This is a genomic window from Bacillus sp. HNG (assembly GCF_003400205.1).
GTDB lineage: Bacteria > Bacillota > Bacilli > Bacillales > Bacillaceae_L > Ferdinandcohnia.
The window spans coordinates 20,764-32,632 of record NZ_QUQV01000029.1 but is presented as its reverse complement, the minus strand read 5'-3'; the positions used below and the strand labels follow the sequence as shown (position 1 = coordinate 32,632).

General features: G+C 38.5%; 10 protein-coding genes, 1 rRNA gene and 1 riboswitch. Of the genes, 7 read left to right on the top strand and 4 right to left on the bottom strand.

Annotated elements, in window-relative coordinates:
- A 5S ribosomal RNA gene (rrf, locus tag DZB84_RS23995) occupies positions 1 to 109 on the top strand; the annotation flags it as partial.
- 138 nt (positions 110 to 247) lie between these two features.
- On the opposite strand, the gene DZB84_RS23990 is transcribed toward rrf, so the two are convergent.
- From DZB84_RS23990 to DZB84_RS23980, 3 genes are all read right to left on the bottom strand, one after another.
- Positions 248 to 985: an AAC(3) family N-acetyltransferase gene (locus tag DZB84_RS23990; protein WP_116354809.1), complete on the bottom strand. Its 738-nt coding sequence runs from the start codon at positions 983 to 985 to the stop codon at positions 248 to 250.
- Positions 986 to 1,176: 191 nt separating this feature from the next.
- The gene (locus DZB84_RS23985; RefSeq protein ID WP_116354808.1) at positions 1,177 to 2,319 is read right to left on the bottom strand and encodes an NADH-dependent flavin oxidoreductase; all 1,143 of its coding nucleotides are present in this window, start codon (positions 2,317 to 2,319) and stop codon (positions 1,177 to 1,179) included.
- 308 nt (positions 2,320 to 2,627) lie between these two features.
- Complete coding sequence (locus DZB84_RS23980; protein WP_116354807.1) at positions 2,628 to 3,560, bottom strand: aldo/keto reductase; 933 nt, start codon at positions 3,558 to 3,560, stop codon at positions 2,628 to 2,630.
- A 422-nt stretch (positions 3,561 to 3,982) separates the two neighbouring features.
- Here DZB84_RS23980 and DZB84_RS23975 point away from each other — a divergent pair, with 422 nt between their 5' ends.
- The 4 genes from DZB84_RS23975 (at position 3,983) to DZB84_RS25380 (ending at position 8,786) form a co-directional block, all read left to right on the top strand.
- Positions 3,983 to 4,534: a dihydrofolate reductase family protein gene (locus DZB84_RS23975; protein ID WP_116354806.1), complete on the top strand. Its 552-nt coding sequence runs from the start codon at positions 3,983 to 3,985 to the stop codon at positions 4,532 to 4,534.
- Positions 4,535 to 4,678: 144 nt separating this feature from the next.
- Positions 4,679 to 5,587 carry an SDR family oxidoreductase gene (locus tag DZB84_RS23970; RefSeq protein ID WP_116354805.1) on the top strand — a complete coding sequence of 303 codons (909 nt, stop codon included), beginning with the start codon at positions 4,679 to 4,681 and terminating at the stop codon, positions 5,585 to 5,587.
- A gap of 147 nt (positions 5,588 to 5,734) precedes the next feature.
- Complete coding sequence (locus tag DZB84_RS23965; RefSeq protein ID WP_116354804.1) at positions 5,735 to 7,975, top strand: ATP-binding cassette domain-containing protein; 2,241 nt, start codon at positions 5,735 to 5,737, stop codon at positions 7,973 to 7,975.
- A gap of 352 nt (positions 7,976 to 8,327) precedes the next feature.
- Positions 8,328 to 8,786, top strand: a complete 459-nt coding sequence (locus DZB84_RS25380; protein ID WP_223254544.1) for a glycine zipper domain-containing protein — start codon at positions 8,328 to 8,330, stop codon at positions 8,784 to 8,786.
- An 81-nt stretch (positions 8,787 to 8,867) separates the two neighbouring features.
- On the opposite strand, the gene DZB84_RS23955 is transcribed toward DZB84_RS25380, so the two are convergent.
- Complete coding sequence (locus tag DZB84_RS23955; protein ID WP_116354803.1) at positions 8,868 to 9,902, bottom strand: DUF3231 family protein; 1,035 nt, start codon at positions 9,900 to 9,902, stop codon at positions 8,868 to 8,870.
- Positions 9,903 to 10,340: 438 nt separating this feature from the next.
- Between DZB84_RS23955 and trmL the strand changes: the two genes are divergently transcribed.
- Together trmL and tenA are read left to right on the top strand one after the other, a co-directional pair.
- On the top strand, positions 10,341 to 10,811 hold the full coding sequence (trmL, locus tag DZB84_RS23950) for a tRNA (uridine(34)/cytosine(34)/5-carboxymethylaminomethyluridine(34)-2'-O)-methyltransferase TrmL (RefSeq protein WP_116354802.1): 471 nt from the start codon (positions 10,341 to 10,343) through the stop codon (positions 10,809 to 10,811).
- Positions 10,812 to 10,932: 121 nt separating this feature from the next.
- Positions 10,933 to 11,033: riboswitch (TPP riboswitch) on the top strand.
- Between the two features lie 102 nt (positions 11,034 to 11,135).
- Entirely contained in the window at positions 11,136 to 11,816 is a 681-nt protein-coding gene (gene tenA, locus DZB84_RS23945; RefSeq protein ID WP_116354801.1) for a thiaminase II, read from the top strand.
- The last annotated feature ends 53 nt before the right edge of the window (positions 11,817 to 11,869 follow it).

Below are 11,869 nucleotides of genomic sequence, written 5' to 3'. Positions count from 1 at the left end.
GCGATAGCGAAGAGGTCACACCCGTTCCCATACCGAACACGGAAGTTAAGCTCTTCAGCGCCGATGGTAGTTGGGACTTTGTCCCTGTGAGAGTAGGACGTCGCTAGGCACACACAAGATCAGCCAAAATGGTTGGTCTTTTTCCGTTTTTCATAAAAAAACATCCTGCCTTTACAACAGGATGATTGAATATAAGGGAAAGTATATTATTTATTTGTAAAAACATTCTTGGATTTCGAACCCAATATCAAGAAAATAATGCAGGTTCCTCATTTAAGATATGAGTCAGCAATTCAGTCATTTTGACAGTATCACAAACTCGTACAGTAGCATCGCCAAAATGGCCTTTGTACATCACCTGATTATTTAGAAAAACGTCGTCTACTCGTTCGTATTTTTCAGAGGTGTGACCAATATGCCTTCTTTGAGGTACGGAGATTTCAATATTATCTGGTGATACTGTGTAAAGTTGTTCATGATGATTGGTCAAACGATCTGGTATATCAAGCCATTCCTCAACTCCATGAATATATGTACATCTTCGTAAATCGACCCCGATTAATAAAATGCTCGCCTTTTTATCCAGTAATTTTCCCCAACTCGATTCCCTTGCACAGGGCGTGTCAAATTTTTCATTTCCCTCAACAAATTCACGTGCGCCTTTACCCAATGCTGCTACTGAATGAGTAGGATGCCATGAGCGGACAACACCGGGACGTTTGCGGAAAAGCTCTGTTAATAGACCAACACAAGAAGGGGACTCATCTACATAAAACCGAGGATTCTCAGCATTTATATATGACCAAGTATGGGTTGGAAAAACTAAAAGGCCATTTTTCATGTATTCAGACAAAGCATCAAGGACGGTATCTGCGCCACCCTCAACTTGACCAATACTTTTCATCGATGAATGAACAAGTAAGGTTCCATTTACATCAATGTTTAATTTTCTCAGATGATCTAATAAGTCTTGTTTTGTGTACATCACATTCTACCTTTCTATCATTATAGCAATAGAATACCACATATACTTGGTAAGTCTAATGAAAGGGTAGGCTCGATTGTAATTTTATAATTTCTCCAATTTTTAAAGTACCACACCTTTCCAGTATTAACGGTAAGTAGGGACAGGTCCTTTGATGCAATTGGGTCAATGAACCTGTCCCTCTGACCCACTTAAACCCCTGGAAACCAGCCAGGTGTGTGAATGATTGCGTTCCATAGTGGGTCTGGAATCACTAATTCTTTTTGTTTGGTTTTGTCAATTTTTGTGACGATTTCGTTTTCTTTACCTTCTGCTACTTTTTGTACCCAATCTGGTTCAATGATTAGACCTCTACCTATGGCAATTAAAGGGACACCGGTTTTAAAGGCATTCCGCGCATCTTCTGCTGTATAAATAGATCCAACTCCAATCAATGGAACACGGTTATCAATGGTTTCGAGCAAGTACTCGATACGAGTTTTGGTAGTATCCTCAACACCTCTTCTGGCTGTTGAAAAGAAATCTGCTAAAGACACATGAAGATAATCTAGACCTATATCAGCTAGAGTATCAACCAGTTTGAGTGTATCACCCATTGTAATTCCAGGTGTTTCTGGTTCTTCTGGTGAAAAACGGTATCCAACAATAAACTCAGGAGTCGCATGTTCTTTTACAACTCTTTGCACTTCTTCCACAATCGCGAGAGGGAAGGTCATTCGTTTTTCTAGACTTCCGCCGAACCGATCCTCACGACGATTTGAATGTGGAGAGAAGAATTGCTGAATTAAATAGCCGTTTGCCCCATGTATTTCAACACCATCATAACCTGCTTCAATCGCACGGCGAGTAGTTTCACCGAATGCTTTTATGATTTCTTCTACCTCATGTTCCGTTAATGCTCTTGGTTTTACATCGGGCTCCTCTGTTGATCTACCGCCTCTTTCTGCAGGCACATCACTAGCGCTGACGATTTCTCCATTTGGAACTAATTCGGGAGGACACATTCTTCCGCCATGAAAGATTTGTAAGATTGCTTTTGCACCTTTTTCTTTAATCGCTTTCGCTAATCGCGTTAAACTAGGTATCATCTCATCTTTGTCACCAGCAAATTCACCGTGGAATCCTTTACCATTTGGAGTAACATATGTACAAGCTGTGATTACCATACTGACTCCACTAGCACGGCGTGCATAGTAATTGACCTCAGCATCTGAAACCGTTCCATCTGGGTTAGAAGAGAAGTTTGTCATAGGTGCCATGACGAGTCTGTTTTTTAATTCAACCCCGTTAGGGAGATTAAAAGATGTTAACATAAATTGATTGTCTGGATTCATTGTTTGTAACCTCCATAAACGTTCGATTTTTATAAGAAAGGGAAAAAAACCAGTACCATTTTATACTTAGCTTATCGGTGGTACTTTATTAGCGTGCAAAAATAATGATACATGGAATCGGAAACGATAGGAAGTATTCTGCTTATTCATGGGTGGGAGGAGAAGGGGGCGAATCACGTATTTAGATGATTCTCCAAGTAAAATGGTTATAAAAAAGCGAGTTGACCCAAAATGTCAACTCGCCCTATTAATGCCCCTGCCAAGGAATTTTATTTTATCACAAACAAGGGGCATGTGTGAAAATAATACTATTTAAATATACGGTCAATCGCCTGAATTTCATCTGGTGTTAAAACTACATCTAACGTCTTAAGGTTGTCTAACACTTGTTCTGCTCGTTTCGCACCAGGGATGACAGCATCAATCTCATCTCGTGTTAAACACCATGCTAATACGAGGTGAGCGACTTCCACTTGTTTGCCATTTGCAATGTCTCGAAGTTGTTCCACTTTATCTAGGTTCTGATGGAATGCTTCACCTTGTAAATGAGGCATCCTTGTGCGCAAGTCATTGAAGGTAGTGTTTTTATTGTATTTTCCAGCTAACAAACCAGATGCAAGAGGAAAGTAGGGAACAAATGAAATCTTATGTTCGGCAACATATGGTAGCAATGTTTCTTCTGCGGAACGATTTATCAAGTTATAACCACCTTGATAGACATCCACATATCCATCTTTGTTGGCTTCTTTTATTTGATCCACAGAAAAATTAGAAATACCTATTGCGCGAATGATACCTTTTTCTTTTAATCGTTGTAATGCACCAACCGCTTCATCTTTAGGTGTTATCTCATCAGGAAAATGGATATAGAATAGATCGATATAATCTGTTTGGAGTCGTTTCAAGCTTTCTTCAACAGCTTGGAGCAAGAATGTAGGTGAATTATCCAGTACAGTTTCACCACCATTTTTTCGATGCGCAGCTTTTGTAGCAATAATAATATCACTACGCCTTCCAGATTCTTTCACGACTTCGCCAATTAATTCCTCAGAACGTCCATTTCCATATCGATAAGCAGTGTCGATGAAGTTAATTCCGTTATTAATGGCAACACGAACTAGCTCTTTTCCTGCTTCTTCATCTAGATTAGGGTATAGATTATGTCCTCCAACCGCATTCGTACCAAGACCAATTGGGTTTATGTAAAGTTCTGTTTTACCAAGTTGTACTTTTTGAGTCATTGACAAAACCTCCTTTATTTTTTTATTTTACCATTTCCTTCATAGCATTCTGAATGACTTTTCATGCGGTAAATAGAATTAGGTCTTATCAACAAGTGAACCTCTTGTGTAAACAGGGTTTGAAAGATCATTGTTGAATATAGGTAAAGAGAGGAACTTTGTGGAAACTTTTGTACATGATAGTGATGCATGTTTTGGCAGTTTGTTTTTCGTCAGTTTGAATCTGACAAATGCTTATGGATGCCAAGCAGGAAGGCGCTGTCAAGGGTGTACTTGCTTCTAGCCAAAAGGGCATCCTGTATATGTAAAATTAGGTTATCGAGTTGTTTCAAAAATGTGGGTGTGTTAAAAAGCATTTTTAAAGGATTAGGGTTTTCAAATTGCTGGTTTTACAAACCCACTTTATAACGGGAGGTAGAAAAATGCGATTAAGAAGAGTTGTTTTAGATTTAGCTGTAACTTTAGATGGATTTATTGAGGGACCAAAAGGGGAAGTTGACTGGTGTGTAATGGACTCAGATATGGGGTTTTTAGATTTCTTAAATAATATCGATGCTATTTTTTACGGAAGAAAAAGCTACGATTTGTGGGGGCAATATACTCCAAAAACGGAAGATCCAGATACGGAAAAGGAAATGTGGAATATCGTCCATAGTAAAGAAAAATATGTGTTTTCTCGAACGCAAAAGGGTAGTGATCATCATGTGAAATACGTAAACGATGATATTTTCAAAGAAGTAAATGAATTAAAGAAAAAGGACGGTAAAGACATTTGGCTATATGGAGGAGCGAGTCTGATCACCACTTTTATCAATTTAGGACTTGTTGATGAATTTAGATTGTCTGTTCACCCTGTTGTATTGGGAGAAGGAAAACCTTTATTTAGCGACATAAAGCAGAGGGTGAATTTGAAATTGGTTCAAACAAATAGATTTTCATCTGGCGTTGTTCAATTGATCTATCATTTGAACTAGTTATAAGCAAAGTTTACGAAAAGAGACTGATTCCGAGAACTAGTCCCTCAGTTCCATTAAGAATATCCGTGAGCGCGATGTCATATTCATATACAAGAAAACCATGATTAAGAGACTGATATGACAACTATGAGGGGGATAGTCATGGATCAAAAATATCCAGTTTATCCATACATCGGAACAACACAACGCGTAGTCAGAACTCCGATTACTTTTCCGCCACAACACCAGAATAGGCAACCGGGTCTTGAGTGGGTTATGCATCCCAGACCGATTTTTGATTATCCTGGCTATATCGGTAGCAACAAACTTAAGGGACGAGTAGCAATCATCACCGGTGGTGACAGTGGAATCGGACGTGCAGTGGCAGCAGCTTTCGCAAAGGAAGGCGCGAATTTAACGATTATGTACCTTGATGAGCATAGAGATGCAAATGAGACAAAACAATATGTAGAGGCATTGGGTGCCCGTTGCCTACTGTTATCGGGGGATTTGAAAAACCCCAACACTTCATCAGAAGCAGTAGAACAGACGATAAAAACGTATGGACGATTAGATATAATCGTCAATAATGCGGCTGTGCAACCTTACACAAACAGCATCGTAGAGATTTCGAATGAACAGCTCGAAGATACATTCCGAACAAACGTCTTTCCTCTATTTTATATGACAAAAGCCGCTTTGCCCTATTTACGGCAGGGGAGCAGTATTATTAACACTGCATCTCGAGTGGCTTATGAAGGAGAAAAAAGCGTGATTGATTACGCCGCCTCCAAAGGAGCCGTTGTCTCTTTCACTCGTACCATGGCCATGTCACTTGTAGATAAAGGCATACGGGTTAATGGAGTAGCACCAGGACCTGCATGGACTCCACTAACAGTAAGTACATATCCTGCCGAGCACCAGCTCACCTTTGGCGCTGACCTTCCCATGGGTCGTGCAGCACAGCCATTTGAAATTGCTCCAGCCTACGTATATCTAGCATCAAATGAATCAGCTTATGTAACAGGTCAAGTTCTCCATGTTAATGGAGGTAAAATTCGATATACATAAGGACACTTAGGTCAGGTTCATTAACCCACTTGGGACAATGAACCTGTCCCTTTGTCCCAGCACCTGTTTCCTCTCTCAATCTTCTATGATAAGATGTACAAGCCGCTACATAAAGTACGTAACTAATAAAAAAGGAGATGAAGATGAGTGAAACAAGACTTTATTGAAGTTGTTAATGGTAGAGAGAACAATTTGAAGAATGTGCATGTACAGGTTCCAAAGGGGAAAATCACGATTTTCACAGGGGTCTCTGGTTCAGGTAAGTCATCGATTGTTTTTGATACGATTGCACAGGAAGCAGGTCGCCAGTTGAATGAGACTTACAGTAGTTTTGCTCGTCAGTTTTTGCCGAAATACAGTCGGCCTGAAGCTGATGAGATTAATAACTTATCTACTGCGATCATTGTTGATCAAAAACGACTTGGTGGAAACGCGAGATCCACACTCGGTACGGTTACTGATATTCATCCACTGTTCAGACTTCTCTTTTCACGCTTTGCCCAACCAAGTATTGGTTGGAGTAATGCCTATTCCTTCAATGATCCGATCGGGATGTGCCCACAATGTGAAGGAATTGGAAGAACGATAACGTTAAATCTTGATGCTGCACTAGATAAGGAGAAGTCCTTAAATGAAGGTGCGATTTTACTTCCAGGGTTTGGACCAGGTACATGGCAATGGAAAGCATACGCAGAATCTGGTTTCTTCGACAAGGATAAAAAAATCAAGGATTATACAAAAGAAGAATTTGATAAACTCATGTATGCCGAAGAGGAAAAAGTCACAATTAGTTATATGAATGGTGAAATCAATACCACTTATGTTGGCCTGGCTTTAAGATTTATGCGTCAAAATGTGAATCGTGACAAAGATACATCGAAAGCTGCCGAAAAGAAGCTCAAGGAATTTGCCACAACTGGTACATGTCCTAGCTGTCACGGGACACGTTACAATGAGAAGGTAATGTCTTCTAAAATCAAAGGTTATTCCATTTATGACCTGACAGCCATGCAATTGGATGAGTTAATTGAGGTTCTACCTCAGTTTGACGAACCAAGTGCGAAGCCAATGGTGGATGGAATTTTAGAGCGGGTTAAGAATCTTTGTGATATTGGATTAAGCTATTTAACCTTAACACGTGAAACGCCGACCTTATCTGGCGGTGAGTCTCAACGGGTTAAAATGGTGAAATACTTATCTAGTAACTTAACAGGATTAATGTACATATTTGATGAACCAAGTACTGGACTTCATCCTCGCGATGTCTATCGATTAAATGATTTACTTGTCAAATTACGTGATAAGGGAAATACCGTATTAGTCGTGGAGCATGACCCAGACGTTATACAGATTGCAGACCATGTCATCGATGTGGGTCCAAATGCTGGTACTAACGGTGGCAACATTATGTATAGTGGAAGTTACCAGGGATTATTGTCTTCTGATACACTTACTGCTCAGTATTTAAACAAGAAGATGGAAATCAAAGAAAACCCAAAACCAGTTAATGAGTTTTTAGAAAGTAGAAAAAGTAGCCTTCATAATTTAAAAAATGTCAGCCTTCGCGTACCTATTGGTGTATTTACAGCTGTTACGGGTGTAGCGGGTTCTGGGAAAAGTACACTTGTTAATGAGGTGTTTGCAAAAGATTTTCCAGAGTCCATCCGTATTGACCAAAGCCAGGTGCATGGTAACATCCGTTCTAATCCGGCAACCTTCTCAGGTATTATGAATTCGATTCGAAAAGCTTTTTCTGAAGCGAATGATGTGGAGAGTGGGTTATTTAGCTATAACTCTAAAGGGGCCTGCGAAACATGTGGTGGTACTGGAACGGTAGAGCTTAATCTTTCTTTCATGGATAAAATGGAAATGGAATGCAGCGAATGTCATGGTGATCGTTACAAACAGGAAGTCCTTCAATACCTCTATAAAGGAAAAAATATTGTAGACATTATGGAGATGACTGTCGCGGAGGCCGTAGAATTTTTTGATGCAAAAGACATCCAGCGTCAGCTAAAAAGCATGGAAACAGTTGGACTAGGCTATCTATCATTAGGACAACCCTTAAACACATTGTCCGGTGGAGAAAGTCAACGATTGAAACTTGCAAAGGAGCTAAATAAGAAGGGCAACATCTATATTCTAGATGAACCAACAACCGGGTTGCATCTTTCAGACGTTTCAAATATTCTATTGATTATTGAAAAATTAGTTGAAAAGGGCAATACAGTGATTGTGATCGAACATAACCTAGACGTCATTCGAAACAGTGATTGGATTATAGACTTAGGTCCTGATGGCGGGACCGGTGGTGGAGAAATACTATACGAAGGACCACCAGCAGGACTTAAGAATTATGAGCGGTCGATAACTGCGAAATACATTTAAAAGTATAGGTGACTGTTCTGGTTTATGAAAATGCTCCCCGGCACAGAAGCATTGTTTTTGTTAGTAGTCCTAGTTAATTAGGGCTACTTTTTTCTATTTATAAAATCTGTATTTAATATTCATAGGTAAAACCATATTTCCTTACTGAATATAAGCATAAGCGAAACTTATTTAAGATTTAATCGTAAATCATTATAAGTAATCTACTTGAATATATGTAAAACGGCATGCAGTTGAGCAAATTTAACTCGACATAATTGCTTGCTTCTCAAAAGTTAGATCGAATAACGAATATAAAATATAACTCAATCGGCATTTTATGACTTCTAATTATTTTAAAGGGGGTGCTACGTTGGAAAAACAAGCAGATGAATTATTAGCCACTATAAGAAAGGTGAAGAGCGCCGTAAGCAAAGAAAGTTGTAAAAAACTTAATTTAAATAAGTGTGAACGAGTGGTTCAAAGACTCGCTTCGTTTTCAGAAGACTGTGCGGATTGTCAGCGATATTTGCTTGAATTGAAGAATCATTTTATTCAACTAGAAGCGAATATAGACCGGGTTGATACGGTTATAAACCAACATAAAAAATTGATTAATGAACTTGTGTCTCATCTTCAAAAAAAGCATAAGTTGGTACCTGAGGGAATGTACTTAACATTATATATGTCAATAGGAATGAGTTTGGGAATTGTGTTTGGATTAACAATATTTGAAAATATTGGGTTAGGAATACCGATTGGAATGAGTCTGGGAATCGCAATAGGTGCTGGTTTGGATGCGGATGCTAAGAAAAAGGGAAATACCATTTAGTCTCATGAGTAAGATAGTTTTCTTTTTTAACATGGTGAAACAGGAAGGGTAAAAAAAGAGAGACCAGTCGCTCTCTCCTTTTTATGTTTGCTTTTCTGAACCTTTTGCCAACGATTTTCTATCAATTGCTTCTGGTTGTTTTTCTAACCATCCGTGTTTCACCATGATATTGAAAGAAAATGCACCTGCCTCCATGGCATGGGTAAATACTTTAGAATAGTTAAGGATGATATCTGACCTAAAGCTGGAGCCTAATGAAGCCCCGTAGTAAGAAAGAGCGGCATTGACTAAAAAGCCTGCGTGAAACATAATCAATTTGTCAGAGAATGGACTGATTGTTGAGTCGGTAACCTCAGCATCCCATTTCTCAGGGATTGGTAAATGATCCTGTTGTAAGATTAGATCAAAACTTTCGGCATCTTTTCCTGCTAATTTAACGTTTTTCACCATAAAAGCTCGAACTTCCTCTGACTTAGCTACCTGACTAAAAGCTAAACTTAATGATTTGATAAATCCAGTTTTCGTTGAATTAAAGAAAAGGGTGCTAATTTCCGAGCTATTAAGTGGCCGTTTGTCTCCAATTAAATTTGAAACAAACCCTGGTGATTCGAAAAACTCGGTCTCTTTTGGTGAAGGAATGGTTGGAACACTTGTGAATTTTGGCTCGTTCTTAGCTAATTCCACTATATTTTGAAACAGTTCCTTAGAAGATTCCGTGCACTCAAAGAAGTGATTTTGAATGTCTTTTCGTTCCGTGTTTGTGATCGCCAAACTATAAGCGGTTAATCCATGGATCGTCATAATATAGGAATAAAATAGTAAAAATTGATCAGAGAACAGTCGAGGTGCGTTAACATTTACGTCACTTTTGGTAAATCCAATTGGAAGTTTGAAATTAGCACTTTTTAAGAATTTGCTAATTTTCGTAATATGGCTTTCAGCTAACTGTAAGGAACGTTCTAAAATAGGTTTAATCTCTTTGTTTTCAACAATGTTAAGAAAATATTTGTATACACATATAGCCATACTATCACCCATATACTGAAGCCACAGTGCGGATACTTCGGCAGCGGTTAAACTGTTGGTCTTGTTTTTACTTTCCTTAAAGATACCCAAAGAATATACCTCCGATTTTATCAATTAATATATTTGTGTTATTTTATGGAATGTAGCTACGAATTAAACACTGATAATCGAATTAGTATTTTAAGAAGGAACGAATTTTGCATTTTACAATGAAAACCGACCTTTCTCCATCGTGGGATCTATTAGCTAATTAATTGGTCTATTTTCAGTGGGGATCGGCATTCTAACAATTATTATGGCTATGATTGCCATATGAAAAAAATTAATGCGATTAATAACCAGACATTCCGTACACCCAAAACCACGGCTTACCCCTGGGATTTTTGTCATAACGATCGCAGTCGTCTTCGGAATTTACTTTGTGTTTTTGTAAGGACTAACTGGGTATAACAAACTTTTCTAAAGTACCTCTGTTCTCGGTCTCTATGCTATAATTTGGAGGGAAATCATAATTAGGAGTGACCATTCTTGGCAATACATGTAGTACTTTATCAACCAGATATTCCGGCTAATACCGGAAATATTGCACGTACTTGTGCGGCAACGGATACAGCCTTACATTTAATCCGACCACTTGGTTTTTCAACAGATGAAGAAATGATAAAACGAGCGGGATTCGATTTCTGGCATTCTGTAAATATCACGTACTATGATTCATTAGATGACTTTTTTTCGAAAAATCAAGGTGAGTTTTACTATATTGAAACGTTTGGCGAAAAAACACATTCAGCCTTTGATTTCAGTGATGTTTCAAAAGAACATTATTTTATGTTTGGAAAAGAAACCACTGGATTACCAAAAGATTTACTGGAAAAACATAAAAATCACTTTTTGAGAATTCCTATGAATCAACATGTTCGATCCCTTAACCTTTCAAATACAGCTGCGATATTGGTATATGAGGCATTACGACAACAAGGATATCCGAATTTGAAATAAGAAGTTTTCCGTCTTGGAGGATTTTTTGTTTGCTTGCGCATAGAAAGGCTGGTAATCTTTCGAACATTTGCTTATTTTCACTGGCTATGTTTAACTAATAGATAGTAACTTAATAATCTAACAATTCGACTAGGGGAGCATGTATTTGCTGAGAGATAGAAATATCGACCCTTTGAACCTGATCTAGGTAACACTAGCGTAGGGAAGTGGAGTTGGTATTTGTCGTGTATACGATGATATATTGCCGAACCCATTCCTAGTCACTAGTGATGGGTTTTGTTTTTTTATCTCCCCTGATGTCAAAAGTAGAGAGGGGAAATGAAAATGAGTAATTTATTTACAGATCGTTTATGGAATCGTGTAGAACCTATTTGGAATTCGTATTTGGCACATCCTTTCGTCAAAGGGATAGGCGAGGGCTGGTTGGAAAAGGAAAAATTCAAGCATTATATGAAACAAGATTATGTGTACTTAATTGAGTATAGCCGTCTATTTGCGATAGGAAGTGCAAAAGCTCCCGATTTAAAAACAATGTCCATTTTTGCAAATCTTTTACATGGTACGCTTGAGGTGGAGATGGATCTTCATCGTCAATATGCTGCGAAGTTTGGTATCTCACATGAAGAACTTGAGGCCACCAAGCCCGCAGCAACTACGACTTCCTACACAAGCTACATGCTAAACGTCGCCCATCTTGGCGGTGTTGAAAATGTTGTCGCAGCCGTCCTTACTTGTGCATGGAGTTATAATTTTATTGGGAAAGAGCTCGTAAAATGGCCAGGAGCCATCGAGCATGAATTTTATGGAGAATGGGTTAAAATGTATGCATCCGATGAATTTACGAAGTTATCCGATGATTGTAAAACGCTTCTCAATGAAATGGCAAGTGGAAAATCTGAACAGGAACTAGCAAGACTTGAAGAAATTGTCGTCAAAACAAGCATTTTCGAATACATGTTTTGGGATATGGCGGAACATTTAGAGGAGTGGCCTATTAATCTATAAGTGGTAAAACTCGATAGAGAGATATGTTTTCAAAATAATCCAATATTTCTGTT

Bases quoted from the DNA above. Each gene is read 5' to 3' on its own strand.
- DZB84_RS23980 (WP_116354807.1), bottom strand. From the start codon at position 3,560: ATGACTCAAAAAGTACAACTTGGTAAAACAGAACTTTACATAAACCCA.
- DZB84_RS23985 (WP_116354808.1), bottom strand. From the start codon at position 2,319: ATGAATCCAGACAATCAATTTATGTTAACATCTTTTAATCTCCCTAAC.
- DZB84_RS23970 (WP_116354805.1), top strand. From the start codon at position 4,679: ATGGATCAAAAATATCCAGTTTATCCATACATCGGAACAACACAACGC.
- DZB84_RS23990 (WP_116354809.1), bottom strand. From the start codon at position 985: ATGTACACAAAACAAGACTTATTAGATCATCTGAGAAAATTAAACATT.
- tenA (WP_116354801.1), top strand. From the start codon at position 11,136: ATGAGTAATTTATTTACAGATCGTTTATGGAATCGTGTAGAACCTATT.
- DZB84_RS23975 (WP_116354806.1), top strand. From the start codon at position 3,983: ATGCGATTAAGAAGAGTTGTTTTAGATTTAGCTGTAACTTTAGATGGA.